The following is a 24,901-nucleotide window of genomic DNA, read 5'->3' as shown; positions in this document are numbered from 1 at the left end:
ACGCCTGGCAGATGCGTCCACCTGCGCGGCGTGGGCTGTGGCCTGCGCCCAGGGATGTGCCCTGACGATCCACCCTGACGCTTTCCCATTCCCTGCCCACCCCACCTGGTGACCCTGCGATGCGATCAATGATGCGGACGGCCGCCCTGTGCGGAGGACTCCTTCTGGCGCCTGCGGTACCGGCGGCCGCCTGCGTGGCACCCGGCAGCTGGCTGGAACCGGGGCAGGGCGAGACCGAAAGTGCCGCGCTGATGCGCCGCATGAGCCGGCAGTCGGTCGTGCTGCTGGGCGAAACGCATGACAGCGCGGCCCACCATGACTGGCAACTCGACACGCTGCGCGCGCTGCATGCGCTGCGTCCGCGTCTGGTGATCGGTCTCGAAATGCTGCCACGCAGCGCCCAACCAGCGCTCGATGCCTGGGTGCGCGGTGAGCTGAGCGAAGCGGCGCTGTTCGAGCGCACCGACTGGAAGCGTGTCTGGGGCATGCCGCCCGAGCTGTATGCCGGCATCTTCCGCTTCGCGCGCGACACGTCGGTGCCGCTGCGCGCACTCAACATCGACCGCAAGGTGGTGCGCGAGGTGTCGCGGCTGGGCCTGGCCGGTGTGCCAACGGCGAGCCGCGAAGGGGTCGGCACGCCAGCCGGCGCGCAGGCGCCCTATCGTGACTGGCTCAGACAGATCTGGAGCGACCACATGCCGGCCGGCAAGGCAATGCCGGACGACGCCTTCGGCCGCTTTCTCGATGGTCAGCTGCTGTGGGACCGCGCCATGGCAGAGGCACTGGCCGGCGCCGTGCGCGAACAGCCGGACGCGCTGGTGGTCGGCCTGATGGGCAGTGGTCACGTCATCCACGGCTATGGTGTGGAGCACCAGTTGCGCGACCTTGGCGTGCCCGACGTCGGCAGCCTGCTGCCGTGGGACGCCGACGGTGACTGCGCCGATCTGGTCGCCGGGGTGGCCGATGCAGTGTTCGGCATCGTGCCGCCGGCGCGGGGCGCTCAGCCTTGATGCGGATGCCGGGCTGGCATGTGCTTGCCGTGGCGCTGTGCGCGGCGCTGCCCGGCCTGGCGGCGTTCGCTGCGCCGCAACTCGACCTCACCGTCAGGCTGGAACCGGCGCAGGGCAGCCTGGGCGGGCACGCGCTGATTGCGCTGCCGGCGCACGAGGCGATCGACCTTCGCATCGATGCCCGCCATCGCGTCACGTCCATGCAGCTCGACGGCGGCGCGCTGCGTGCCTCGACCGAAGGCGGACTGCAGCGCATCCGCATTGCAGCGGCAAAACAGCCACGCCAGCTTGAATTGCGCTGGGCCATCCGGGCCGATGCGCCGGATGCCGGCGCCACGCACCGCGATACGCTGACCGCTTTCGCGCCGCAGATCGGCGAAGCCGGCAGTTTCCTGCCGGCCGGTGGCGCCTGGTATCCGCTGCCTTTCGACGACACCGGCCCGCTGCTGCACCGCTACCGCCTGACCGTCGACCTGCCGGCGGCGCAGCGTGCGCTGGCACCCGGCGACCGCCAGGTCGACACGGTGCGCGACGGCCGGCGCACGGTGCGTTTCGACATGGATCAGGACAGCGAAGGGGCAGACCTGATGGCCGGACCGTGGATCGAAGCCGAGCGCAATGTGCGCTCGATCGATGGCCGCACGCTGACGCTGGCCACATTGTTTCACCCGGACATCGCCGATCAGGCCGAGGGGTACCTCGATGCTGCCGCCAGCCACCTGGCGCGCATCGAACAAACCCTGGGCGCCTACCCGTACAGCCGCTTCACCATTGCGTCGTCACCCACGCCGACCGGATTCGGCATGGCCGGCCTGACCTATCTGGGCATCGACGTGCTGCGTCTGCCCTTCATCCGCCACACCTCGCTGCCACACGAAATCCTGCACAACTGGTGGGGCAATGGCGTCTATCTGGCGCTGGCGGGCGGCAACTGGTCGGAAGGGCTGACCACGTTCATGGCCGACTACGCGCTGCGCGAGGCCAGTCAGGGCGAGGACGGCGCGCGCGCCATGCGGCTCGACTGGCTGCGCGGCCTGTCGGCGCTGTCGCCGGCGGCGCAGGGCAGTCTGGCCCGCTTCGGCGGACGCACACATGACGCGTCGCAAGCAATTGGATATCACAAGGCAGCACTGGTGTTCCTGATGCTGCGCGACACGCTGGGCGCCACGGCTTTCGACAACGCGCTGCGCGACTTCTGGCAGACACACCGCCACCGCCGCGCCGGCTGGCCGGATCTGCGCGCTGCGTTCGAACGCGCTTCCGGCCGCGATCTCGGCCGCCATTTCGCGTTGTGGGTGGACGGCAGCGGGCTGGCTGCGCCCTCGATCGCCAACGCCGTGGCCGGATCCGACGGTCTCACCGTCACGCTGCAGCAGCCGGCACCGCACTACCCACTGGCGGTGCCGCTGCATGTGCGGATTTCAGGGGAGACGCGGGTCGAACAGGTGGCACTGCAGGGTGCGCAGACACAGGTCAGCGTGCCGCTCGCGGCGGGCTGCGCCGAGCTCGCACTGGACCCCGATTTCCGTCTGGCCCGCCGCCTGGCGCCGGGCGAGGCGCCGCCGGTGCTGCGCGAAGCCACGCTGGACGACGCGCTCGGCCTGACCGTGCTTCCGGGCGACGAGCGTCTCGCGGCGGCAGCCCGCACGCTGACCGCACAGTGGCTGGATCGCGCACCGACCGACATCGACGCCGCGCAGCCACCCGGCCGCGCGTCGCGCATGGTCATCGGCAGTTTCGCAGGCATCGATACCTGGCTGGCACGGCACAGGCTGCGGGCGCGCGACCGTGACGGCGAGGTCGTCGCCTGGGCACTGCGCGCTCCGGCCGGCGGCACGCTGGCGCTGGTCGCCGCGCGCGATGCCGACGCGCTGGCAAAGGCGACGCGCGCCCTGCCGCACTACGGCCAGCAGGGCTGGGTCACGCTGGCCGGTGGCCGCGCCGCCACACGCGGTCAGTGGCCGGCGGCGACGGTCTGGACGAAGACCTGCGTGCGCTGAGCCTGTCTATATATGAGGAGCATGCTCCGGGTGGCGGATCAGCCACGCGGCGTAACTGCGCTCGTACTCCAGCTTGTCCTCCTGATACACGGTCCATACGCAGCGTTCACAGGCGGATTCGCAGCATTCGGAATCCATCGGCATGCTGGGCGGCACCGGAGCCGGGTCGGTCGGGATGGAAGGGCGGGCGATGGTCAGGTCGGTCATGATCGGATCAGTGTGCGGATATGGCAGGCGGCGCGGTCGTAGCAGGTGTCAAGTCGAGTCAGTTCGGCATCGAGGTCGAGCGCCGGATCGGCACGCTTCAAGCGTCGTTCCAGCGTGCCTGCTCCGTCGGACAGCTCCAGTGCGCCAACGTTTCCCGCGCAGCCCTTCACGCTGTGGATTGCATTCATCAACGCATCCGGGTCGCCATTCTGTCCAGCCCGGCGCGCGGCTGCCAGGCCGGCCGGCGCGTCGTCGAGCCAGGTACGCAGGATGTCGTCCAGCGCGTCGCCGAGCAGCGCGCGCAGGTCGTCAAGTCGTGCCGCGTCAATGACCTGGCTCGCAGCAATGTCAGCATCGGGAGGCATGCACTTTTCCGACGTTTGGGTGCTTCGTTATCGGCCGCGGGCGCGCCGGCTGAATGCCGCTCAGCTTTCCCAGATCACCGGCTGGTTGGCACGCAGCGACCGTTCCAGCTGTTCGATCAGCGGTACCGCGCGCTGCGCCAGCGACACCGGCACCGGTGCGCGTGCGGGATCGACGTCGTCCGGTTCGGGCTGGCCGCGCTGAGCGGCGCGGCTGCTTTCGGCCGCCTCGCGCAGCCGCGCGATGGCGTCGGGCAGCTGTTCGAGTGTGATAATTCCGCGTGGCTCGAAAGCCTTGCCCATCAACGACAGCAGGTCCTTCGCGACATCGCCGAACATGATGGTGTCCGCAGTGGCCCGGGATTTGAAGGTGATGATCATGATCGTTTCGCCGTCGGATGAAGAAGTCCTGATTGTCGCATCGCGCGGGAGGCCGCATGCGCATCGGCATTGATCTGGGTGGAACAAAGACCGAATTGATTGCGCTGGACGGCAACGGTACGGCGTGCCTGCGCTGGCGCGAGCCGACGCCGTCCGGCGACTATGCAGCGACGGTCGCCCTGATCACCCGGCTGGTGCGCGACGCCGAAGACCGGCTGGGCGTGCCGGCCACAGTGGGCATCGGCACCCCGGGTTCGCGCTCACCGCTGACCGGACGCATGCGCAACGCCAATTCCACCTGTCTGAACGGCCAGCCCTTGCAGCAGGACGTCGAAGCCGCGCTGGGGCGCGCAGTGCGCATGGCCAATGACGCCAATTGCTTCGCGCTGTCCGAAGCGGTGGACGGCGCGGGGCGGGCGGCACCGGTGGTGTTCGGCGTCATCCTGGGCACCGGCGTCGGTGGCGGCATCGTCGTCGATGGCCGGGTGCTGGAAGGCGCCAATGGCGTGGCCGGAGAGTGGGGTCACAATCCGATGCCCGCGGGGCCGGATACCGAAGGCAGTGCGCCGCCGCCGTGCTACTGCGGTCGCACCGGCTGCATCGAAACCTGGCTGTCCGGTCCGGCACTGGCCGCCGATCACCGCCGGGTGACCGGCGAGCCGCTGGCACCCGAGCAGATCGTCACGCGCGCCGCCGCCGGTGATGCCGCATGCGCAGCCACGCTGGCGCGCTACGAAATCCGGCTGGCGCGCGCCCTGGCCGGTGTCATCAACCTGCTCGACCCGCAGGTGATCGTGCTCGGCGGCGGGCTGTCCGCCCTGCCGGGTCTGTATGAGCGGGTGCCGCAGCACTGGATGCCGCATGTCTTTTCCGACCTGATCACGACCCGTCTGTGCCCGCCAGTGCATGGCGATTCATCCGGCGTGCGCGGTGCCGCGTGGCTCTGGTAGCCCAAGCAGATTTTTTCCATGGTGCGGTAAGGTTCGGCGTGCAGCAGGGTCTACTGCCGTGCAAACCACATGACCGGTTTGACTATTCCACCCTCAGGAGATCACACATGAACAAGTCCGTTGCCCTGTCCGCCGCACTCGCATCCGTCTTCGCCCTCGGTGTCGTGTCGACGCCCGTGTTCGCTGCCGAAGAAGGCAAGGAGAAATGCTTCGGCGTTGCCAAGAAGGGCGCGAATGACTGCGCTTCGGCAAATGGCTCGCACAGCTGCGCCGGTCAGGCCAAGGCCGACAATGATCCGAACGAATGGAAGTATGTCGCGTCGGGCACCTGCGAAAAGATGGGCGGCAAGACCGCAGCGCCGAAGAAGGGCTGATGCCCCGGGGATGCGGCCGGACGGCTGCATCCCTGTCCCGAGATTCCCATGATCCTGCATCCTGTATCGCCGACCGGCATCGGTCTGCGCCAGCCGCACTACGCCCGCGTACTGGAAGAACGACCGCGCATCGGCTTTGTCGAGGTGCACAGCGAAAACTTCTTTCATGACGGTGGCGCCGCATTGCGCACGCTGGAACGCGCCCGCGAATGCTATCCGGTCAGTCTGCACGGCGTCGGTCTGGCGCTCGCGTCGGTCGACGCGCGCCATGACGCCCATGTCGAACGGCTGGCGAAGCTGGTCGAGCGCATCGAACCGGATTTCGTGTCCGAGCACCTGTGCTGGGGTGCGGTCGATGGCGTCCACTTCAACGATCTGCTGCCCTTCCCCTACACCTACGAGGCGCTCACGCTGGTTGCGGCGCGCGTGAATGCACTGCAGAACCGGCTGCGCCGCCCGGTCATGATCGAAAACCTGTCGGCCTACGTTCAATTTCGCGACGCGCAGATGAGCGAGTCACAATTTCTGGCCGAGCTGGTCTGCCAGACCGGGTGCGGTCTGCTGCTCGATCTGAACAATCTGTATGTGAATGCCCGCAACTTCGGTACCGACCCGATGGACGCGCTCGAACAGCTGCCGATGCACGCGGTGGGCGAAATCCATCTGGCGGGTCACACAGTGACCGAATACGGCCTGATCGATACCCACGGCAGCGCGGTGTGCGACGACGTGTGGGCGCTGCTCACCGCCGTGCGCCGGCGTGGTGTCGGCGCACCGGCACTGATCGAATGGGATACCGATCTGCCGGAACTCGACATCCTGCTGGCCGAGGCGGCCCGGGCCGATCGCATCGCGGCCGACGCCGGCACGTCGAATGGAGACCGCCATGCCTGCGCTGCTTGACGCCCAGCGGTGCTTCGCGGGTGCCTTGCGCAGCGCGCAGGGCGAACCGGCCATGCTGCCGCTGCTCACCGGCGACGCCGAACGCAACCGCGGCCTGCTCGGTGTCTATCGCGGCAATGCGGTAGCGAACGCCAATGCCGCACTGACGCTGGCCTACCCGGTGTGCCGGCAGATCACCGGCGACGACTACTTCGACGCGCTGGTGCGCCGCTACTGGGCGCTGACGCCATCGACCGACGGCGACCTCAATCGTTACGGCGACCACTTCGCCGACTTTCTCGACGGCTTCGAGCCGGTGCGCGCGCTGCCCTACCTGCCCGACGTAGCCCGCCTCGAATGGTTGGTGCATGTCGCGACGACGGCGGCCGATACCGCGCCGCTTGGCGGCGAGGCCTTTGCCGGCCTCGACCCCGATGCGCTGGCCACGGCGCGCCTGCACATGACGCCCGGCTTCGCGCTGCTCGGCAGTGCATGGCCGATTGCCGACATCTGGCTGCAGCATCAGCCGGACGCCGCCGCCGGGTCGGGCGACGCCTTCGACATCGATCTTGAACAGGCCCAGTACGCCGTCGTGTGGCGTGACGGGCTGCGCGTGCGGGTGGCGTCGCTGTCCGTCGGCACCCACGCATTCTGGGCCGCCATCGCGCTGGTGGGTGCCAGCTTCGGCGACGCCTGGGCCGGCGCCACCACGCACGAACAGGATTTCAACCTCGCAGCCGCCATCGAACAGGCCATTGCATGCGGCTGGCTGCACCACATCGAAACCAGGGGAAACGAACAATGAACGCTGTAACCCGCGCATACGACCTCGGCGCGCCGCTCGCGCGCCTCGCCGATCAGGTGCAGCCGCTGCTGCTGCTGGCCCTGCGCCTGTATATCGCCTGGGTGTTCATGAAAGCCGGTCTGACCAAGATCGAGGACTGGGACACCACGCTTTTCCTGTTCACCGAAGAGTACAAGGTGCCGCTGCTGCCGCCCGCCATCGCGGCCTTCATGGGTACGGCGGGCGAACTCGTGCTGCCGCCGCTGCTCGCCATCGGTCTGGCCGGACGCTTTGCCGCGCTGGGCCTGTTCGTCGTGAACATCATGGCGGTCGTGTCCTACCCCGCACTGTGGGAATTCGAATGCCCGGCGGCCGTGGAGGCGCACCTGTGGTGGGGCGTCGGGTTGCTGGGGCTGGTCGCGTTCGGGCCCGGCGCGCTGTCGGCCGATCGGCTGCTGGGCCGGCGCCGAGACTGACTCGACGCGGAAGCCGGGCGGGCGGTGCGAGTCCGCGCTGAAACATGGCGCAACACAGCATTGGCGCCGCCGGGGAACGCCCGGCGGTTTGAGTTGCCCGACCGGTATTCGTTACCGGGTTCTCGTTTTGACATCTTCCTTCCGCTGCATCCTGTTGTGCGGGGCTTGCCTTGCCTGCGGCGTCGCGTCGGCCGATGCCACCGCACCGTCATACCGCATCGGCCTGCAGATCGGACCTTATGTCCACCACTGGGACCGCGATCCGGACCACAACACCACCCCGGCCCTGTTTGGTCTCGAATACGAGTCGCCGACGCGCTGGAACGTCGGTGCAGCCTGGTTCCGCAACTCATATGAACAGGCCAGCCAGTATTATTACGCGGGCCGCAGCTGGCCGATCGACGCGGTCAGCCCGAACCTGTACGTGAAGGTGACCGCTGGCGCGCTGCTCGGCTATACCGGCGAGTACGAAGACAAGATTCCATTCAACCGCAAGGGCGTGGCGTTTGCGGTCATTCCGGCGCTGGGCTACCAGTACGACCGCTACAACGCCCAGGTCGCGCTGCTCGGCACGGCCGGTTTCATGGTGACCTTCGGCATCGATCTGGGGCGCTGGTGAGTGTCTGGCTGACAACGACAGACCGACGGTGCGACCGGCAGCGGTGCGTCACACCGGCAGCGTCGGTTCGCTGCCGCCGCGCTGCAGGATGACGCCGCAACCGCGGGTTTCATGCAGGTCAAGCCGTTCGAGCGAGGGGATCAGCGGCGTCGCCAGCGTCATGATGCCGCGTGCCAGGCTGGCGGTGTCGGCGCCCCGGCCATCCGCATCCATCAGTTCATGCAGCGGCGCGTGGTCGAGCCGGTCGAACAGCGGTGCAAACTGCGCCTTCACGTCGCCGAAATCGACCGTCCAGCCCATGACCGGATCGAGCGAGGCAGCCAGATGAAGGCGCAGGGTGAAGGTGTGGCCATGAATGCGCCGGCGCGGGTCGCCGTCGGGGGCGCGCTTGAGCTGCACGGCACTGTCGAGCGTGAATTCCTTCCACACGCGGTGCTGCAGGCCGTCGAACTGTGCACCGCAGCTGGCGGTTTCGTAAACGGTGACCCAGCACAGGCCGGGCAGCGCGGGTTTCAGCTGCTGCCATATCCAGGCGGCAATGTTTTCGCTGGTCGGGTTGTCGAGCCCGGCGATGTCGTTCAGGCAGGCCAGATGCAGCTGTGCGTGCAGTGGCGCCCACAGCACGTCGAGCAGATCGTGATCGACCGGTGCATGGGGCGCCGGCTTCGCATGCAGCAGCACTTCGAAGCCGTGGCCATGCATGCGGCCGCACTTGTGGCCGGGTGCGACGCGCGGCAGCTGGTGCGCCGACTGGAACACGTAGCGGCGCCACACGTGGGCGTCGCCGTGCCCGTCCAGCTGCACGCCGGCGTGGCGGGTGCTGCGCACGCCGACGGCGTGCACTTCGGGCAGGTCGAGCTGTCCGCGCAGCCAGCGCGCAAGATTTTCGTCGCCGGGCCGGGTGACGGTGTCGTTCAGCAGCCGGTAGTCGAGCGGCGCGAGCTCCGTGCGCAGGCGAGCCGCCAGCGCATCGACCTCGCCGCCGGCCACACCGCCCCAGCCCTCGGGCAGCGCGGCGCGCACGCTGCCGGTGAAGCTGTGGCCGTGCAGCGCGTGCGCGCGGTGGGTGGTCGGCAGGTGTTCGAGGTGGCGCGCGGCTTCGAAGTCCGCGGCGGCAACATGGAGCAGGATGTCTTTCATGATCGGGGGTCGGGTCACACGGTTTCGGCAGCGCCGCAGTGTGCCTGAGTGCGCAGGACTATCAGTATCGATCGACGTGCAGCAGGAGCACACCTCATGTCCATCAGTCTGCTCGGCGCGGTGAAGGCCGTGCCCTGGGGCGACGTCATCGCGGCAGCACCGAGCGTGGTGCAGGGCGCCAATGCGTTGTGGGACCGCGTCGCGAAGAAGCGGCCGAAGGGCGAGCCGGCGGACGCACCGGCGACTGCACCGGCCGGCGCGCCGGCCGAGGTACGGCTGGCCGCACTCGAGCAGGTGGTGACCGAACTGCAGAAGGAGGCGCTTGCCTCGTCGCAGCTGATCCGCTCGCTGGCCGAACAGAATGTGCAGCTGGTACGCGAGATCGAGGTGCTGCGCCTGCGCTCGCGCGTCATGCTGGCCGCCGCCGTGGTGTTCAGCGTGGCACTGGCAGCCAGCCTGTATTTCGCGCTGGCGGCACGCTGAATCCGGCGCGTCCGGCCCGGGGTTCCACCCGTTGCCGGCCAGCATGACCATGACGCCCCCAGACATCCTGACGCCACGGCTGCGGCTGCGCGCCATGGGTGCCGATTTCCTCGCTGCGTCCGCCGACGGGCGCGACATCGACGAGCTGTCCGCGCTGATCGGATTGAACGTGGCCACCTCGTGGCTGCGCGAAGCCGATCTGGCCGCCCTGCGACTGCAGGACGTGACGACCGACCCGGCCAGCCTGCCCTGGTCGGTGCGCGCGCTGGCACTGCGCGACAGCGGAGAAATGATCGGCCACGCGGGCTTCCATTCCCGCCCGGCGCCCGATTATCTGGCGCCGTACGCCGCCGATGCGGTCGAAGTCGGCTACACGATCTACCCGCGCCACCGCCGGCAGGGCCTGGCGCGTGAAACGCTGGTCGCGCTGATCCGCTGGGCTCACGTCGAGCAGGGTGTGCCGCGCTTCGTCGCGTCGGTCAGCCCGGACAATCTCGCATCGTGCGCGCTGCTCGCCAGCGCCGGTTTCCGGCGCATCGCATCGTTCATCGACGAGATCGACGGTCTGGAGTACGTACTGCTGCTCGACGCGCCGGACGTGCCGCGTTTGCTCGGCATGTAGAAAAGCCGGACCGCCCCGGGCCCGTGCGGTGCCGTCCGCGCGCCTACAGCTTGAAGCGCCCGACCAGTTCGCCGAGATGATCGGATGCGCGCCCGATCTGCGACAGCGTGGCCGAGGTGCGCTGTATCGCCTCGTCGGTGTTCTGCACGACTTCGGATGCCTGCTCGGCCGACTGCGCCAGCGCGGTCGTCGCGGCCGACTGTTCCTGCGTCGCCTCGGCGATCTCGCGTACCCGTTCGGCGGCGCGCTGCATGCCGGCCTCGATGCCGCCGATCTCCTCGGCCACGCGGGTGGCGCGCTCGACGCCGGACTCGACCGCTTCGCGCGTGCTGTTCATGCTCTGCACCGCGCGGTCGGTTTCGCCGTGCATGGCAGAAATCATGTCCCGGATCTCGGTGGTGGCGTTGCTGGTGCGTTCCGCCAGCTTGCGCACCTCGTCGGCCACCACCGCGAAGCCGCGGCCCTGTTCGCCGGCGCGGGCGGCTTCGATGGCGGCATTGAGCGCCAGCAGATTGGTCTGGTCGGCGATTTCGCGGATCACCTGCACGATGCCGTTGATCTGCACCGAACGTTCGGCCAGACCGGTCAGCGAGCCGGCCAGCGTTTCCATGCTGCCGGCGATGTCGCGCATGTGCGTCTGCATGCCGTGTACCGCCTCGCCGCTGCGCTGCGAGGCGGTGTGCGTGTCGAGCATGACGCCATTGGCTTCAGTCGCGTGGCTTGCGATGTGGCCGATCGACACGGTGATTTCCTCTATCGTTGCCGCGTTGTCGCCGGTGGTGCCGGCCAGCGAGCGCGAGCTGTCGGCGATGTGACGGGTGGCGTCCGACGCTTCGCGGATGCCGCTGACCAGTGTGTGGCTCTGGTCGCGCACTTCAATGAACATGCGCTGAAGACTGCCGAGGAAGGCATTGACCGAGGTGGCGACACGGCCCAGTTCGTCACGACTGCCGGTTTCCGGCAGACGGCGCGTCAGGTCGCCTTCGCCGCTGGCCAGCGCCTGCATCGCTGCGGCCAGGGTTTCCAGCGGCCGGGTCATCGCGCCGAGCAACAGGAACAGCACGCCGGCGGTCAGCAGCACGCTGCCGACGCCCATCGCGATGGCGGTGTTGCGCAGCGAGTTTGCCGAGGCGGTGATCACGCCTTCCGGCACCGACACCACGCTGCCCCACCAGGCGTCGCTGTCGCTCAGCGACACGCGCTGCAGGAAGTGAAGTACGCCGACCGCGTCACGCCACTGCAGGCTGCGACCTTCGCGCAGCGCAGCCAGTGCATCGGCCGGCAGGTCGGCAGCCGGCTTGCCGATGCGGGCGGCATCGGCGTGCGCAACCACGAGACCGGACGGCGCGTACAGCGCAACCGTACCGACGTCGAGCGGCTTGAGGCGGCCAAGATCGTCGGCCAGCCGGTCGAGCGCCATGTCGACGCCGGCGATGCCGGCGAAGCGGCCATTCACGACAATAGGCTTGACCAGTGAGGTGATGAGCATCTTGTTGCCGCCGACCACGTATTCATAAGGTTCGGCGAGATAGGCGCGGCCGGTCTGCTTCGGCTGCTGGTAATAGTCGCCGGCACCCGGCTTGTCGTAGTCGATCAGCGCTTCGACCGACAGCGTGTCACCGCTGCGGCTCCAGTAGGGCACGAAGCGGCCGCTGGCGTCATGACCGGCGGCACCGGCGAAGTCGGCGTCGCGCGCGTCGAAGGCATCGGCTTCCCAGCCGGTGTAGATGCCCAGCAATTCCGGGCGGCCTTCCAGCGTGCGACGCAGCACACGGCTGATGGCGTCGCGATCCGGCGTGCCCTTGGCGTGCAAGCCTTCGAGCGACAGCGCCAGCGTGGATGACACCGCCATGGCTTCGTCCAGATTGGCGCCGACATCATGCGCGACCGAAGCGGCCACGCTTTCGGCGCGCGCCAGCCCCTGTTCCAGCACAGCCTGATGGCTGCGCCAGGCGAGTACGCCCAGCGTGACCGAGAAGCAGAGCAGGACGGTAGTGACGGTGGATGCCAACAGCTTGGTGCGCAGGTTCAGGGCGTGCAGATTCATGATCAGGCTCGGTTTCGGTGACAAGGCGTTGACGACGATCAAGAAAGTTTCTTTAAGAGAACAATTTATGAACTCGGTGCATTATTCAGGCACCGGTGGAAAGGTCATCGACCGCCCGTCTGGTCGGCCTGCGCCGGCCTGATGCTGGACGTGCTGCGTCTGCTCGGGACGTAAAAAAGCCGACCCCGAGGGTCGGCATCCCCTGCCGGGCGGCCAGATGACCGCCCTCCTCATGCAACCCGATCAGGCGGCCGCGCGGTACTGGTCACGCAGCGTACGGATCTGGTCATGGTTGCGCTGCGCGCCGATCAGCTGACGCTGCACCAGATTGCGCAGTTCGGGCGGTAGCGGCGCTTCGAGCGCCTTGCGGTAGCGGGCCAGCGCGCGGTCCTCGCCGCGTTCGGCTTCTTCCAGCATCGCCACATCGTCCTTGCCAGGCAGCGCGCCGCGCACGCTCACCCAGCCGCGGTGCAGTGCGCCGACCACTGTGCCCGACGTATCCGCCTCGCCGCCCGCGCGCACCACTTCGGTCTGCAGTTCCTGAGCCGCGGTCACGCATTCCTGCGCCCGCTGCCTGAACATCGCCTGCAGCTTCACCGAGTCCGCCTGATCGGCGCAGGTGTTGAATCCGTACTCGCCATCCTTGCAGGTTTCGATCAGGCCGTTCAGCACTTCAATCGTTTCGCTCTGGTTCATGATGTCTCCTTGGATGAATGACAGGCATATGCACTGTCGAGACTTCATCCTAGGGAAACGCGGTTCGCCCGGCTGCGGGCGATCACGAAGCCCGGTGTAGGGGATGACCGACCCGCCGGTTGCATCCTGTTGCAGTCATCCGCGCGCGCCGTGCCGCGGCGCCAACGAGCGCGAGGCCCAGACCCAGCATCGCCCAGGTGGTCGGCTCGGGTACCGGCGTGATGTTGACGGCGTCGAAGGCACTGCCGCGGATGATGCTGGTCTTCGGATTGTTGGCCACGTCCGGATCCGCATTGCTGAAGCGCAGCACCAGACTCAGGTAGTTGAAATCGTCGATGTCGAGCACACCGGGCAGGGTTTGCTCATCGGCCAGCAAGGCTGCGCCGCGAAAGTCGAAGCTGATCGATTCGAGCACGAAGGCGGTGGCGCTTATTGACGGATTGAACACCGCGAAGGGCGCAATGCTGCCACCGTTGAAACTGCCCCAGCCGCCAGCCAGGAAATCGCCGTCGATCTGCTGCCAACGTCCGTTCTGCGCCTGGATCGTGAAGCTGCCCAGATTGACGTCGACGATGTCGACGAACAGATCGTCGAGCGCACCGCTCCAGGTCGGTATGGCGCCCGAAAGCGCGACGCTGGCGTCGATGCGGAAACTCATGCTGAACTGTGCGCCGGCACCGGCCGAAAACGGGCCCGGATTGGTATCGCTGTTCTGCATCTGCACGTCGACCAGGATGTCGGCGGCCAGCAGCGGCGCGGACGTGAAGCCCAGACCGGCTGCGAGCAGCAGCACACGGGACATCGACGAAAAGGCAGGCAGTGTCATGAAGGCATCCTCCGGATCGTGGGCCGGTGACTTACCGGCGAAAAAGACCGAACTGGAGACGTAGCAAGCATCGCGCCGCCTGCCGCAAAGCGCCGTATGCCGTGGGACTCATGCCAGCCGCCTGCAATATGTAAGATTCTTCGACGCCCGGATGCGCTCAGTCCGGCAGTCCGAACACGATGACGGCGTCGCCCTGACGGTAGCCCCAGATGGCGCTGCCGCCGGCCGCCACCGCCACATACGGCTTGCCGTCGAGAGTGAAGGCAATCGGCGGCGCATTCACGCCGGCGCCGGTCTGAAAGCCCCACAGCCGCTTGCCGCTGACGCTGTCGAACGCGGACAGGTGGCCATTACCTTCGCCGGTGAACACCACACCGGATTTCAGCGCAAGCACGCCGCCGACCAGCGGCTCATCGGTTTTCACCGTCCATCTGAGCTTGCCGCGCTGCCTGAGGTCGATCGCCGCGAGCACGCCCCAGTTCGCCTCGTCCGACGGCTCCATGCTGTCGTAGCGCTGCGCCGGCTTGCCCGCCGTGGCGGCACTTTCCTTGATCCAGTAACGCATCGGCATGTGCATCGCGGCGACGAAGGCCAGGCCGCGCCCGGCGTCGACGGCGGCCGGCGACCAGTTCACGCCGCCGGCCACGCCCGGCGTGATGCGCGTGCCGTCCTTGCTCGCCGCAGCGAACAGATTGTCCTGCTGCACGAAGGGCTCCGACTTGTACAGCAGCGCGCCACTGGCGCGATCATGCACATAGAACCAGCCCAGCTTCGACGCCTGGCCGACCGCAGGCACCACGCGACCATCCGGTTCGCGATGGTCGAACAGCACCGCGGGGCTGGCCACGTCGTAGCCCCACTTGTCGTGCGGAATCTGCTGGAAGTGCCAGGCATGGGCGCCGGTCTTTGCATTGATGGCGACCAGCGATGCGGTGTACAGGTTGTCGCCCGGGCGCGTGGTGTCGTTGATCTGCGGGCTGGGGTTGCCGGTGCCGAAGTACAGCAGGCCGCTTTTTGCGTCATAGGCCGGCGCATTCCACACCGAGCCGCCGCCGTACTCCCACGCGTCCTTGTGCTGCGGCGCGCTGGCACGCTCGCCGGCGATGTCGCGGTTCAGCGGCAGGCCGTCGGCGGTCTTCTCGACGAAGTCGCCTTCCCAGCCGCCATCCTGCGGCTTGCGCACGGTGTCGAACTGCCACACCCGCTGGCCGGTCTTCGCGTCGAACGCCGCCAGAAAACCGATGCCGCCGTATTTGCCCGCCATGCCGACCACCGACGCGAGCTGGCCGGCGCGGCCGGGCACGTCCAGATGCAGCCCGTAACCCACGCCGTTGATGCCGACGATCACCTTGCCTTCGACCACCAGCGGTGCAGCCGCCGCGCCGACGCCCGAACCGCCGCCGACCTCGCCCTTGATGCCTTCGCTGCTTTCGGTCGTCGCGTTGTCCGGCCGCGCCAGTTCGATGTCCCAGTGCGGCTTGCCGGTGGCGGCGTCGAGCGCAACCAGGCGCGCGTCCACGGTGGCGACGAACACGCGGCCGTCGTCAAAGGCCACGCCCCGATTCGCCGGCCCGCAACACACCTTCTCCGTGCGCTTCTTGTGCGTATAGCGCCACAGTTCGCTGCCCGTCCGGGCGTCCAGCGCGACCACGTGCGAGCCGGGCAGCGACACATACATCTTTCCGCCCACGACCAGAGGCGTGGACTGGAAGGTCTGCGCGATGCCGCTCTGGTAGATCCACTTCGGCACCAGCTTCCTCACCGTTGCCGGCGTCAGTCCGGGCAGGTCGGCCAGTCGGGTATTGGCATGATCGAGGCCGAACACCGGCCATTCGCGGTCCGGTGCGGCGTGAGCCGTCGAAACGGCCAGGGCAGCCAGGGCGACCGTCGCGGCGAGCCGGCGGAAGGTGGTCAGGGTCGGGCGGTACATGGCGGTATCCGGCGATGGAAAGCGGGAATGATAGGCCGGCCGCTGCGGAATCGCCTGCACACCGGCAGGCCGGCCATCGGAGACCTTGTTTTTCATTCCGGTAGTCCGTTCGGCTCATGACCGGCCTGTTCCGGCTGCTTTGCCTGTAACGAGCGGCCGTCAAAGTTGCGGATGCCCGGCCGCCTTCCCTTGGCCGCATTTTCATTCCGGAGATCCGACATGTTCCGCAAGACCGCAATCGCTCTGCTGCTGGCCGCGTCCGGCGTCAGCGCCCACGCCGCCCTGAACGCCGGCGACATCGCTTTCACCTCGTTCAACGCCGACGAAGACGGCCTGTCCTTCGTCGCGCTGGCCGACATCGATGCCAACACCACCGTCTTCTTCTCGGACAACGAGTGGACGGGTTCCGCCTTCACTACGGGCGAAAGCTACAACCAGTGGAGTTCCGGTGCGTCCGTGATCGCCGCCGGCACCGTGGTGCGCTTCGCAGCCTACGACAAGACCACGCTGTCCGCTTCGCTCGGCACGCTGAGCCGCGTCACCGTGTCCGGCAGCGCGAACTGGGGCATCGCCAATTCGAGCGAAACCATCTACGCCTACCTGGGCACGGATGCCGTGACGCCGACCACCTTCCTGGCGGCCATCACGAACGGCACGTTCGATGCCAACGGCCCGCTCACCAACACCGGCCTGACCGATGGCGAAACCGCCATCCGTCTGAACACGATTGTTGGCGGAACGCCGGACTACGCCGAATACACCGGCGCTCGCAGTGGCCTGACCGCCGACGAATACCTTGAGCTGCTGACCGATCCCGCGAACTGGAACGTGGACGCCACCAGCGGCAGCTACGCCTCGACCGTGCCCGACACCACCGCCTTCCAGATCGCCGTGGTGCCGGAACCGGAAACCTATGCGCTGATGCTGGCAGGCCTCGGCCTGATCGGCTTCGCCGCCCGCCGTCGCAAGTAAGTTTCGTCAGCCCGGGCGTTCCGCAGCGCGACGCCCGACACCGGCGGGCACCCATGCGGTGCCCGCCGGGCAGGAGGGAGCGGTACACTTGTCGCATGCCTGCTCCCGCCTTCGTCCATCTCCGTCTTCATTCCGAATTTTCCATCGTCGACGGCATCGTCACGCTCGACGCGGCCGTCAAGGCCGCCGCGCAGGACCGCATGCCGGCGCTGGCGATTTCCGACCTGACCAATGTGTTCGGTCTGGTGAAGTTCTACAAGGCTGCACGCAGCAAGGGCGTGAAGCCGATTGCGGCGGTCGATGTCTTCATCACCAATGAAGCCGAACGCGACAAACCGTACCGACTGCTGCTGCTGGCGCGCAACCGCGAGGGCTACGGCACGCTGTGCCGCCTGCTGACCCGCGCCTATCTGGAGAACAAGCACCGCGGCCGGGCGGAAATCCGGCGCGAGTGGTTCGAAGCGGCCGACACCGGCGCAGCCGGCCTGATCGCGCTGTCCGGCGCGATGCAGGGCGACGTCGGGCTGGCACTGCTGGCCGGCAACATGGAATCGGCGCGCCGGCTGGCGACCGACTGGTCGCGGCTGTTCAATGGCGATTACTGCATCGAGCTGCAGCGCGCCGGCCATCCGAACACCGAGGTGTATGTGGCCGATGCGTGCGCGCTGGCCATTGAAACCGGCATTCCGGTGGTGGCCACACACCCGGTGCAGTTCATGGCGCCGGACGACTACAAGGCACACGAGGCGCGCGTGTGCATCGCCCAGGGCTATGTGCTGACAGACAAGCGGCGGCCGCGCGATTTCACCGAACAGCAGTACTTCAAGACCTCGGCCGAAATGGCCGAACTGTTCGCCGACATCCCGGAAGCGCTGGACAACACGGTCGAGATCGCGCGCCGCTGCAATCTCACGCTGACGCTGGGCAAGAACTACCTGCCGCAGTTTCCGACGCCACCCGGCATGACGATCGACGACTTCATGATCGCCGAGGCAAAAGCCGGTCTCGAGACACGGCTGGCGCTGCTGTTTCCGGACGAGGCGGTGCGCGCGTCGCGGCGCGACGAGTATGAGGCGCGGCTCAGGTTCGAGTGCGACACCATCATCCAGATGGGCTTCCCCGGCTACTTCCTGATCGTGGCCGACTTCATCAACTGGGCCAAGAAGAACGGCGTACCGGTCGGGCCGGGTCGCGGGTCGGGCGCCGGCTCGCTGGTCGCCTACTCGCTGGGCATCACCGACCTCGATCCGCTGGCCTATGCGCTGCTGTTCGAACGCTTCCTGAATCCGGAACGTGTGTCGATGCCCGACTTCGACGTCGACTTCTGCCAGGACAAGCGCTGGATGGTGATCGAGTATGTGCGCCAGAAGTACGGCGCCGACGCGGTGAGCCAGATCGCCACCTACGGCACCATGGCCTCGCGCGCGGTGATCCGCGATGTCGGCCGCGTGCTCGACATGGGCTACAACTTCTGCGACCAGCTGTCGAAGCTGATTCCGGTGGTGCAGAACAAGCCGCTGTCGCTGGCCGAGGCGCGCGAACAGGCGCCGCAACTGGCCGAGCGCGAACAGAACGAGGAGGAAGTGCGCGAACTGCTGCGCCTGGCCGAGCCGCTCGAGGGCCTGGCGCGCAATGTCGGCATGCACGCCGGCGGCGTGTTGATCGCGCCCGGCAAACTGACCGACTTCTGCCCGCTGTACCAGCAGGACGGCGACGATGCGGCGCCGGTCAGCCAGTTCGACAAGGACGACGTCGAAGCGATCGGCCTGGTGAAGTTCGACTTTCTGGGCCTGCGCAACCTCACCATCATCGAGCTCGCGGTCGACTACATCGAGCGCATGACCGGCGAGCGGCCGGATCTGCTGAGCCTGCCCTTCACCGATCCGGCCGCCTACCAGGTGCTGAAGGAAGCCAACACCACGGCGATCTTCCAGCTCGAATCGGAAGGCATGAAGAAGCTGCTGTCCAAACTGCAGCCGGACCGCTTCGAGGACATCATCGCCGTGCTGGCGCTGTACCGCCCGGGGCCGCTCGGATCCGGCATGGTCGATGACTTCATCCTGCGCAAGAAGGGTCAACAGGCGATCGACTACTTCCACCCGGATCTCGAAGGTTGCCTGTCACCGACCTATGGCGTCATCGTGTATCAGGAACAGGTGATGCAGATTTCGCAGATCATCGGCGGCTACACGCTCGGCGGTGCGGACATGCTGCGCCGCGCCATGGGCAAGAAGAAGCCGGAGGAAATGGCCAAGCACCGCGAAACCATCGCCGCCGGTGCCGCCACCAAGGGCTACGACCCGGCGCTGGCCGAACAGCTGTTCGACCTGATGACGAAGTTCGCGGAATATGGCTTCAACAAGTCGCACACCGCCGCCTACGCCGTCGTCACCTATCACACGGCCTGGCTGAAGGCCCACCACTGCGCCGCCTTCATGGCCGCGTCGCTGTCGTCCGACATGGACAACACCGACACCGTGAACATCTTCTTCCTCGACGCGAAGAAGAACCGGCTCACCGTGCTGCCGCCCGACATCAACCGGTCCGAATACCGCTTCGTGCCGGTGTCGCGCAGCGAAATCCGCTATGGCCTGGGGGCGGTGAAGGGCACCGGCGAGCAGGCGGTGAACGCCATCATCGAGGCACGTACGAGCGGCGGGCCCTTTGTCGACCTGTTCGACTTCTGCCTGCGCGTCGACCGACGCATGGTGAACCGCCGTACCATCGAGGCGCTGATCCGCGCCGGCGCGTTCGACGCGACGCGCGAGGGCGCCGACCCTGACCGCAACATCCTGATGTCCAGCGTTGCACTCGCCATGGAAGCGGCCGAACAGGCGGCGGCCAACGCACATCAGGGCGGCCTGTTCGACGACGCTCCGGCGGGCGTCGGCACCCGCGCCCCCGAGTACGTGAGCTGCAAGCCATGGAGCGAACGCGAAAAGCTGCAGAACGAAAAGCAGGCGCTCGGCTTCTATCTGTCGGGTCACCCGTTCAACAGCTATGCGCAGGAGTTCTCGCGCTTCGCGCGGCGCAAGCTGGCGCAGCTCGAATCGTCGCGCGACCGGACCGTAGTCGCCGGACTGGTGGTCAGCTCACGCGTACAGATGACGCGTCGCGGCAAGATGGCTTTCGTCGTGCTCGACGACGGCACGGCGCAGGTCGAGGTGTCGGTGTTCAACGAACTGTTCGACGCCTCGCGCAACAAGCTGCGCGAAGACGAAGTTCTGGTGATCGAGGGCCGCGCGCAATTCGACGACTACTCCAATTCGATGCGCGTCGTCGCTGAAACTCTGCTGACCGCCGGCGAGGCGCGCGCGCGTTTTGCGCGCCGGCTCGAACTCAAGGTCAATGGCGAAGTGGCCGGCGCAGGCGGTGCGCGCGCGGCCTGCGCACGTCTGCGCAGCCTGCTCGAACCGTTCCGCGCCGAGGGCGGGTGCCGGGTGCGTCTGCACTACAGCAGCGGCCAGGCCATCGCACCCCTCGATTTCGGCGACCAGTGGCGGGTGCGGCTGGACGACGCCTTGTTCGACGGGCTGCGTGACTGGCTGCCGCCGGAATCGGTCGGTGTCACCTATGCCTGAGCACGCGCCACCGCGCGCCCGGCTGATCGATCTGGCCGCGCTCGATGCACTCACCGCCCGGGCGCAGGCCAGCCCGCGCCGGCGCATGAATGACAATCTGCATCCGCATGACGGCCATCCGGCGCACCGCCTGCTCAATGCCATCGAGCCGGACAGCTACGTCCAGCCGCATCGCCACCTGGATCCGGCGAAGGACGAAACCATCCTGTGTCTGCGCGGCCGTTTCGGCTGCATCCTGTTCGACGACACGGGCGCTGTTCAGTCGCTGCATCGGCTGGGTGCGGGCTACGCCTGTGGCATCGATATCGGTCATGGCCAGTATCACAGCCTTGTTTCGCTCGAATCGGGCTCGGTCATGTTCGAAGCCAAGTCGGGGCCGTATCTGCCTCTGGGCACCGGAGAGGCGGCGCCGTGGGCGCCGGGTGCCGGTGATCCGGCCGCCGGGGCCTATCTGCGCTGGATGGCGGGTCTGTTTGCCGCCCTGCAGGCGGGCTGACCCCGCTGTGGCATACTCGAATGTCCATTGAGCGGTATCCGGTCACGCTTCAGGCGGCATTTATCATGCATTCCGGCCCTTCAGTCCGCGACCTGCCTGCCGTCAACCCTGTCTGACCCGCTCATTTCTACGGATACAGATCCCGCCGTGCAGACTGCCCGAATTGCTTTGCTGGAAGACGACCCGGTCCAGGTGGAAATACTGGGCACCTGGCTGCGTGCCGCAGGCCACGACGTGCATGTTTTCATGCGATCTCGTGACCTGATGCGCGAAGCGGTGCGTGAAAGTTACGACCTGCTGCTGATCGACTGGGAATTGCCCGACCTGCCGGGTGCCGATGTGCTGCGCTGGCTGCGCAACGAGCGCCAGCTGCAGACGCCGGTCATTTTCGTGACGGCGCGGCAGGACGAGAACGACATCGTCACCGCGCTGGCCGCCGGCGCCGACGATTACATCGTCAAGCCGGCGCGGCGCCTTGAACTGCTGACCCGGATCGAGGCCGTGCTGCGGCGCAGCCGCCCGCCGGCAGACCAGCCGGTGGTTGAAGCCGAGCCCTACCATTTCGACCTGAATTCGCACACGGCGCGCCTGCACAACGAGGTTGTCGACCTGACGGAACGCGAGTTCGAGCTGGCTGTATTCCTGTTCCGCAACGTCGGTCGCCTGGTGTCGCGCGGCCACCTGCTGGAATCGTTGTGGGGCCGCAAGGGCGATGTGCCGACACGCACCGTCGATACCCACATGTCGCGCGTACGCTCCAAGCTCGCCCTGCGGCCGGAAAACGGTTATCGACTGGCGTCGACCTACAACTATGGCTACCGCCTGGAACGGGTGGCCGGAGATGCCCGCCCAGCTGAGGGCGAAGCGGTGGACTGAACCGCACAACGCGCAGACCGACAACAAAAAAGGAGCCGTCGGCTCCTTTTTTGTTGCGTGCCAGATCCGGACTACTTCGAGAGCGAGTCGCGGATCTGGCGCAGCAGCACGACCTCTTCGGGTGGCTCGGCCGGCGCCGCCGGTTCCGCCGCTTCTTCGCGCTTGAGCCTGTTGATCTGCTTCACCATGATGAAGATGATGAAGGCAAGAATGACGAAGTTCAGCGCGATCGTGAGGAAGCTGCCCCAGGCGAACACCGGTACGCCCGCCTTCTTCAGGTCGGCCAGCGTTTCCGGCACGCCGGGCGGAATGTCCTTGAGCACGATGAAGAACTGGCTGAAATCCAGGCCACCGAAAATCGCACCCACGATGGGCATGATCAGGTCGGCGACGACCGAGTCGACGATCTTGCCGAAGGCTGCGCCGATGATGACGCCCACCGCGAGGTCGACGACATTGCCCTTCATGGCGAATGCCTTGAATTCCGAAACGAAGCTCATGCTGATCTCCTTGTTGATATGGGTGCAATTCGCGCGCAGGCGGCGCGCGCGAACCGATGCCTTCCGGCGGCGAGCAAGATAGCACACGGCCGGCGTGGCGCCGGTCCGGGCCGCCTGCCGCCATCTCTGATACGCTCGCCAGCCACCGTGCCGCTTGCGTCAGCCGGATCAAGCACCGTTCGGCAACGCGGCACGTGTCATCAGCCGGTCTGTTTCGTATGGAGAAGGCATGAAGATACTCAAGCTTGCCGCTTTCGCGCTCGGCGGCGTCGCTGCGCTGCTCGCCGCGGCCGTGCTGTACGTGGCGATCACCTTCGATGCCGTCCGCGTGAAGGAAGAACTCAGGCGCGTCGTGCTCGAACAGAAGCAGCGCACGCTGGACATCGAAGGCGACGTCGACCTGTCCTTCTACCCGAACCTCGGCCTCAAGCTGGGGCGCACCGCACTGTCCGAACACAATTCGACCGAACGCTTCGCGGCCATCGACGGCGCGCGTGTCTCGGTCGCCGTGCTGCCGCTGCTGTCGGGTTCGCTGGTCATCGACGAGATCCGGGTCGATGGCGCCAGCGTCACCCTCATCCGCTACAAGGACGGCTCGTTCAACTTCGAAGACCTGCTCTCGGCCGAAAAGGACGAGGGCTCGCCGGTCCGCTTCGACATCGCCGGGCTGAAGCTGTCGCGTTCGGCGCTCGCTTTCCGCGACGAAGGCAGCGGTGCGGCGCACACGCTGGGCGACATCGAGCTGGCGGTCGGCAAGCTGTCGAATGCGGCACGCGGCAAACTCGACATCGCCGCGCGCTGGACGTCGGCGCAGCCGACGGCCGACATGCGCATCGTGCTGACAGCAGGCTATGACTATGACCTGCCGACCCAGCGCTTCGTGCTCGATACGCTGAGCGCGACCATGGACGGCACGCTGCTCGACCTGACGGATCTGCGCGCCGCATTGACGTCGACCCGGCTCGAAGCGGGCGCCGAGGGCCGCATCGACATCCAGAAGCTGGCATTTGACCTGTCCGCCAGACGGGCCGGCGAGGCGCTGTCGGCGAAACTGGAAGCGCCTGCGCTGCAACTCGATGCCGGCGGCGCCCGCGGCGACGAAATCAGTCTGGCCGCAAAGATCGATTCGAGCGTCCGCATGGCGGACATCAAGCTGCATCTCAAGGGCATCGAAGGCAGCCAGCAGGCGATCCGGGTGGCTGGACTGACGCTGGCGCTGGACGCCCGTCAGGACACGGCGACCGTCAAGGCCGCCCTGGCCACGCCGCTGAGCGTTCAACTCGAAGGGCCGTCCGGCGAGCTGTCGGCGCTCGAGGGCTCGATCGACATCGCACATCCGTCGTTGCCGATGAAGAGCGTCAAGCTGCCGGTCAAGGGCTCGGCTCGCGCAGACCTGAAGGCGCAGACCGCGGCGCTCGATCTCGACACACGGCTCGACGACAGCCACATCCTGCTCAAGCTCGCCGCGACCCGCCTGCAGCCGCTGGCGCTGACCTTTGACGTCGACATCGACCAGCTCAACCTCGATCGCTACCGCCCGCCTGCAGCAGCCGGCGACGCAACCAGGCCTGCCGCCGGCAACCCGGACGACACGCCGGTCGATCTGTCCGCGCTGCGCGACATCAATGCCAGCGGCAGCGTGCGCATCGGTGCGCTGCAGCTGGCTGGCGTGAAGATGACAAAGATGACGCTGAACGTGAAGGCGTCGAACGGAAAGCTGGAGGTGTCGCCCTATTCGGCCGCGCTGTATCAGGGCGCGGCCAGCGGTGCGCTCATTCTGAATGCCGATGGCAACCGCATCGCGCTGAAGCAGACGCTGTCGGACATCGACGTGCATCCGCTGATCCGCGACGCAGCCGGCAAGGACCTGCTGGAGGGGCGCGGCACGGTCATGCTGGATGTCGCGACCTCGGGTACGACGGTCGGCGCCCTCAAGCGCGCACTCGATGGCAATGCGTCGCTGAAGCTGCGTGACGGCGCGATCCGCGGCATCAATCTGGCGAAAAGCCTGCGCGAGGCGAAGGCGAAGCTGGGCGGCGGTACCACCGTGCAGCAGGCCAGCGCCACCGAAAAGACCGATTTTTCAGCGCTCAGCGCCAGCTTCCGCATCGACGACGGCATCGCCCGCAATTCCGATCTGACGGCCAGCTCGCCCTTTCTGAGGCTGGCCGGTGCCGGCACCGTCAATCTGCCCGACGCCAGTGTGGATTACCTGGCGCGCGTCACGCTGGCCGCAACCAGCAAGGGGCAGGACGGCCGCGCCGCAGACGAGCTCAGGGGCGTGACCGTGCCGGTGCGCCTGTACGGGCCGTTCGCCAGCCTCGACTACAAGATCGAGTTCGCCGATCTGGTGAAGGGTGCCGCCAGAACGGCGGTCGAACAGCAGAGCCAGAAACTGCAGGACAAAGCCCGCGACAAGGTGCAGGAGCAGGTCGGCGACAAGCTCAAGGGGCTGTTCGGCCGCTGAGCGGCAAGTGCTGGCATCGGGCAGTTTCCTGAAAGCACGCATGCCGGAGCGGTCCTGTGGGAGCGGCGATCCACTGCTGGCCCTGCATGGCCAGCCGGCTCTGCGGGCGGCGAGCACTGCTCGCCGAAACCCCCGCTCCGCCCTAATGCCGTTCAGTTAGCACTGGCAGATAAACTTGTTTTTACGCAAGTTATTGTAAACAAGGAAGAAGGCTGTTAAC

24 protein-coding genes are annotated in these 24,901 nt (G+C 67.1%); 15 read left to right on the top strand and 9 right to left on the bottom strand.

Going from position 1 to position 24,901, the window contains the following annotated elements:
* Nucleotides 1–194: 194 nt before the first annotated feature.
* Nucleotides 195–1,010 carry a ChaN family lipoprotein gene (locus tag NMQ14_RS04680; protein WP_257093954.1) on the top strand — a complete coding sequence of 272 codons (816 nt, stop codon included), beginning with the start codon at nt 195–197 and terminating at the stop codon, nt 1,008–1,010.
* Nucleotides 1,010–3,010, top strand: coding sequence for a M1 family metallopeptidase (locus NMQ14_RS04675; protein WP_257094488.1), 2,001 nt, complete (start codon nt 1,010–1,012; stop codon nt 3,008–3,010). The genes NMQ14_RS04680 and NMQ14_RS04675 overlap by 1 nt, the downstream gene beginning before the upstream one ends.
* Nucleotides 3,011–3,016: 6 nt before the next feature.
* On the opposite strand, the gene NMQ14_RS04670 is transcribed toward NMQ14_RS04675, so the two are convergent.
* From NMQ14_RS04670 to NMQ14_RS04660, 3 genes are read right to left on the bottom strand one after another with little or no spacing between them, the layout of a single operon-like run.
* The gene (locus tag NMQ14_RS04670) at nt 3,017–3,217 is read right to left on the bottom strand and encodes an oxidoreductase-like domain-containing protein (RefSeq protein ID WP_257093952.1); all 201 of its coding nucleotides are present in this window, start codon (nt 3,215–3,217) and stop codon (nt 3,017–3,019) included.
* Nucleotides 3,214–3,582: an Hpt domain-containing protein gene (locus tag NMQ14_RS04665; RefSeq protein ID WP_257093950.1), complete on the bottom strand. Its 369-nt coding sequence runs from the start codon at nt 3,580–3,582 to the stop codon at nt 3,214–3,216. Before NMQ14_RS04665 ends, NMQ14_RS04670 begins: the two co-directional genes overlap by 4 nt.
* Before the next feature lie 60 nt (nt 3,583–3,642).
* Entirely contained in the window at nt 3,643–3,960 is a 318-nt protein-coding gene (locus NMQ14_RS04660) for a DUF1840 domain-containing protein (RefSeq protein WP_257093948.1), read from the bottom strand.
* A 56-nt stretch (nt 3,961–4,016) separates the two neighbouring features.
* Here NMQ14_RS04660 and NMQ14_RS04655 point away from each other — a divergent pair, with 56 nt between their 5' ends.
* The 6 genes from NMQ14_RS04655 (at nt 4,017) to NMQ14_RS04630 (ending at nt 8,045) form a co-directional block, all read left to right on the top strand.
* Nucleotides 4,017–4,910: an ROK family protein gene (locus NMQ14_RS04655; RefSeq protein WP_257093946.1), complete on the top strand. Its 894-nt coding sequence runs from the start codon at nt 4,017–4,019 to the stop codon at nt 4,908–4,910.
* A gap of 107 nt (nt 4,911–5,017) precedes the next feature.
* Complete coding sequence (locus tag NMQ14_RS04650) at nt 5,018–5,284, top strand: DUF2282 domain-containing protein (RefSeq protein WP_257093943.1); 267 nt, start codon at nt 5,018–5,020, stop codon at nt 5,282–5,284.
* A 48-nt stretch (nt 5,285–5,332) separates the two neighbouring features.
* Complete coding sequence (locus NMQ14_RS04645) at nt 5,333–6,187, top strand: DUF692 domain-containing protein (protein ID WP_257093941.1); 855 nt, start codon at nt 5,333–5,335, stop codon at nt 6,185–6,187.
* Nucleotides 6,171–6,971 carry a DNA-binding domain-containing protein gene (locus NMQ14_RS04640; protein WP_257093938.1) on the top strand — a complete coding sequence of 267 codons (801 nt, stop codon included), beginning with the start codon at nt 6,171–6,173 and terminating at the stop codon, nt 6,969–6,971. Before NMQ14_RS04645 ends, NMQ14_RS04640 begins: the two co-directional genes overlap by 17 nt.
* Nucleotides 6,968–7,426: a DoxX family protein gene (locus tag NMQ14_RS04635; protein WP_257093936.1), complete on the top strand. Its 459-nt coding sequence runs from the start codon at nt 6,968–6,970 to the stop codon at nt 7,424–7,426. Before NMQ14_RS04640 ends, NMQ14_RS04635 begins: the two co-directional genes overlap by 4 nt.
* 127 nt (nt 7,427–7,553) lie before the next feature.
* Nucleotides 7,554–8,045 (top strand): hypothetical protein, encoded by a 492-nt coding sequence (locus NMQ14_RS04630; protein WP_257093934.1) that lies wholly within the window; start codon nt 7,554–7,556, stop codon nt 8,043–8,045.
* Nucleotides 8,046–8,093: 48 nt separating this feature from the next.
* Here NMQ14_RS04630 and NMQ14_RS04625 read toward each other — a convergent pair whose 3' ends face one another.
* Nucleotides 8,094–9,185 carry a 6-carboxytetrahydropterin synthase gene (locus tag NMQ14_RS04625; RefSeq protein ID WP_257093932.1) on the bottom strand — a complete coding sequence of 364 codons (1,092 nt, stop codon included), beginning with the start codon at nt 9,183–9,185 and terminating at the stop codon, nt 8,094–8,096.
* 96 nt (nt 9,186–9,281) lie between these two features.
* Between NMQ14_RS04625 and NMQ14_RS04620 the strand changes: the two genes are divergently transcribed.
* Both NMQ14_RS04620 and NMQ14_RS04615 read left to right on the top strand, forming a co-directional pair.
* Entirely contained in the window at nt 9,282–9,668 is a 387-nt protein-coding gene (locus NMQ14_RS04620) for a hypothetical protein (protein ID WP_257093930.1), read from the top strand.
* A 49-nt stretch (nt 9,669–9,717) separates the two neighbouring features.
* Nucleotides 9,718–10,290 (top strand): GNAT family N-acetyltransferase, encoded by a 573-nt coding sequence (locus NMQ14_RS04615; RefSeq protein WP_257093928.1) that lies wholly within the window; start codon nt 9,718–9,720, stop codon nt 10,288–10,290.
* Nucleotides 10,291–10,333: 43 nt separating this feature from the next.
* Here the strand turns inward: NMQ14_RS04615 and NMQ14_RS04610 are convergent, their stop codons facing one another.
* The 4 genes from NMQ14_RS04610 to NMQ14_RS04595 all read right to left on the bottom strand — a co-directional run bounded on the left by NMQ14_RS04610 (nt 10,334) and on the right by NMQ14_RS04595 (nt 15,789).
* Nucleotides 10,334–12,337, bottom strand: coding sequence for a methyl-accepting chemotaxis protein (locus NMQ14_RS04610; RefSeq protein ID WP_257093926.1), 2,004 nt, complete (start codon nt 12,335–12,337; stop codon nt 10,334–10,336).
* A 243-nt stretch (nt 12,338–12,580) separates the two neighbouring features.
* Complete coding sequence (locus tag NMQ14_RS04605; protein WP_257093924.1) at nt 12,581–13,033, bottom strand: PA2169 family four-helix-bundle protein; 453 nt, start codon at nt 13,031–13,033, stop codon at nt 12,581–12,583.
* 82 nt (nt 13,034–13,115) lie between these two features.
* On the bottom strand, nt 13,116–13,859 hold the full coding sequence (locus NMQ14_RS04600) for a PEP-CTERM sorting domain-containing protein (RefSeq protein ID WP_257093920.1): 744 nt from the start codon (nt 13,857–13,859) through the stop codon (nt 13,116–13,118).
* A 157-nt stretch (nt 13,860–14,016) separates the two neighbouring features.
* Complete coding sequence (locus NMQ14_RS04595; protein WP_306441094.1) at nt 14,017–15,789, bottom strand: PQQ-binding-like beta-propeller repeat protein; 1,773 nt, start codon at nt 15,787–15,789, stop codon at nt 14,017–14,019.
* Between the two features lie 219 nt (nt 15,790–16,008).
* Here NMQ14_RS04595 and NMQ14_RS04590 point away from each other — a divergent pair, with 219 nt between their 5' ends.
* The 4 genes from NMQ14_RS04590 to NMQ14_RS04575 all read left to right on the top strand — a co-directional run bounded on the left by NMQ14_RS04590 (nt 16,009) and on the right by NMQ14_RS04575 (nt 21,714).
* On the top strand, nt 16,009–16,761 hold the full coding sequence (locus NMQ14_RS04590; protein ID WP_257093917.1) for a PEP-CTERM sorting domain-containing protein: 753 nt from the start codon (nt 16,009–16,011) through the stop codon (nt 16,759–16,761).
* Between the two features lie 95 nt (nt 16,762–16,856).
* Entirely contained in the window at nt 16,857–20,342 is a 3,486-nt protein-coding gene (gene dnaE / locus NMQ14_RS04585) for a DNA polymerase III subunit alpha (protein ID WP_257093915.1), read from the top strand.
* Nucleotides 20,335–20,838: a WbuC family cupin fold metalloprotein gene (locus NMQ14_RS04580; RefSeq protein ID WP_257093913.1), complete on the top strand. Its 504-nt coding sequence runs from the start codon at nt 20,335–20,337 to the stop codon at nt 20,836–20,838. The genes dnaE and NMQ14_RS04580 overlap by 8 nt, the downstream gene beginning before the upstream one ends.
* Nucleotides 20,839–20,985: 147 nt before the next feature.
* The gene (locus NMQ14_RS04575) at nt 20,986–21,714 is read left to right on the top strand and encodes a response regulator transcription factor (RefSeq protein WP_257093911.1); all 729 of its coding nucleotides are present in this window, start codon (nt 20,986–20,988) and stop codon (nt 21,712–21,714) included.
* A gap of 71 nt (nt 21,715–21,785) precedes the next feature.
* On the opposite strand, the gene mscL is transcribed toward NMQ14_RS04575, so the two are convergent.
* Nucleotides 21,786–22,214 carry a large conductance mechanosensitive channel protein MscL gene (mscL, locus tag NMQ14_RS04570; protein WP_257093907.1) on the bottom strand — a complete coding sequence of 143 codons (429 nt, stop codon included), beginning with the start codon at nt 22,212–22,214 and terminating at the stop codon, nt 21,786–21,788.
* A gap of 229 nt (nt 22,215–22,443) precedes the next feature.
* Between mscL and NMQ14_RS04565 the strand changes: the two genes are divergently transcribed.
* Entirely contained in the window at nt 22,444–24,681 is a 2,238-nt protein-coding gene (locus tag NMQ14_RS04565; RefSeq protein ID WP_257093905.1) for an AsmA family protein, read from the top strand.
* Nucleotides 24,682–24,901: the final 220 nt, after the last annotated feature.

This window comes from Methyloversatilis sp. XJ19-13 (genome assembly GCF_024580155.1).
Classification (GTDB): Bacteria; Pseudomonadota; Gammaproteobacteria; order Burkholderiales; family Rhodocyclaceae; genus Methyloversatilis.
Note: the sequence above shows the minus strand (reverse complement) of the source record. Positions and strands in the feature narration are given on the sequence as shown.

Excerpts from the sequence above, each read along its gene's own strand:
- NMQ14_RS04635 (WP_257093936.1), top strand. The coding sequence starts at position 6,968 with ATGAACGCTGTAACCCGCGCATACGACCTCGGCGCGCCGCTCGCGCGC.
- NMQ14_RS04600 (WP_257093920.1), bottom strand. The coding sequence starts at position 13,859 with ATGACACTGCCTGCCTTTTCGTCGATGTCCCGTGTGCTGCTGCTCGCA.
- NMQ14_RS04605 (WP_257093924.1), bottom strand. The coding sequence starts at position 13,033 with ATGAACCAGAGCGAAACGATTGAAGTGCTGAACGGCCTGATCGAAACC.
- NMQ14_RS04595 (WP_306441094.1), bottom strand. The coding sequence starts at position 15,789 with ATGTACCGCCCGACCCTGACCACCTTCCGCCGGCTCGCCGCGACGGTC.
- NMQ14_RS04590 (WP_257093917.1), top strand. The coding sequence starts at position 16,009 with ATGTTCCGCAAGACCGCAATCGCTCTGCTGCTGGCCGCGTCCGGCGTC.
- NMQ14_RS04650 (WP_257093943.1), top strand. The coding sequence starts at position 5,018 with ATGAACAAGTCCGTTGCCCTGTCCGCCGCACTCGCATCCGTCTTCGCC.
- NMQ14_RS04660 (WP_257093948.1), bottom strand. The coding sequence starts at position 3,960 with ATGATCATCACCTTCAAATCCCGGGCCACTGCGGACACCATCATGTTC.
- NMQ14_RS04655 (WP_257093946.1), top strand. The coding sequence starts at position 4,017 with ATGCGCATCGGCATTGATCTGGGTGGAACAAAGACCGAATTGATTGCG.
- mscL (WP_257093907.1), bottom strand. The coding sequence starts at position 22,214 with ATGAGCTTCGTTTCGGAATTCAAGGCATTCGCCATGAAGGGCAATGTC.
- NMQ14_RS04665 (WP_257093950.1), bottom strand. The coding sequence starts at position 3,582 with ATGCCTCCCGATGCTGACATTGCTGCGAGCCAGGTCATTGACGCGGCA.
- NMQ14_RS04620 (WP_257093930.1), top strand. The coding sequence starts at position 9,282 with ATGTCCATCAGTCTGCTCGGCGCGGTGAAGGCCGTGCCCTGGGGCGAC.
- NMQ14_RS04625 (WP_257093932.1), bottom strand. The coding sequence starts at position 9,185 with ATGAAAGACATCCTGCTCCATGTTGCCGCCGCGGACTTCGAAGCCGCG.
- NMQ14_RS04580 (WP_257093913.1), top strand. The coding sequence starts at position 20,335 with ATGCCTGAGCACGCGCCACCGCGCGCCCGGCTGATCGATCTGGCCGCG.
- NMQ14_RS04615 (WP_257093928.1), top strand. The coding sequence starts at position 9,718 with ATGACGCCCCCAGACATCCTGACGCCACGGCTGCGGCTGCGCGCCATG.
- NMQ14_RS04675 (WP_257094488.1), top strand. The coding sequence starts at position 1,010 with ATGCGGATGCCGGGCTGGCATGTGCTTGCCGTGGCGCTGTGCGCGGCG.
- NMQ14_RS04640 (WP_257093938.1), top strand. The coding sequence starts at position 6,171 with ATGCCTGCGCTGCTTGACGCCCAGCGGTGCTTCGCGGGTGCCTTGCGC.
- NMQ14_RS04670 (WP_257093952.1), bottom strand. The coding sequence starts at position 3,217 with ATGACCGACCTGACCATCGCCCGCCCTTCCATCCCGACCGACCCGGCT.
- NMQ14_RS04645 (WP_257093941.1), top strand. The coding sequence starts at position 5,333 with ATGATCCTGCATCCTGTATCGCCGACCGGCATCGGTCTGCGCCAGCCG.
- dnaE (WP_257093915.1), top strand. The coding sequence starts at position 16,857 with ATGCCTGCTCCCGCCTTCGTCCATCTCCGTCTTCATTCCGAATTTTCC.
- NMQ14_RS04565 (WP_257093905.1), top strand. The coding sequence starts at position 22,444 with ATGAAGATACTCAAGCTTGCCGCTTTCGCGCTCGGCGGCGTCGCTGCG.
- NMQ14_RS04610 (WP_257093926.1), bottom strand. The coding sequence starts at position 12,337 with ATGAATCTGCACGCCCTGAACCTGCGCACCAAGCTGTTGGCATCCACC.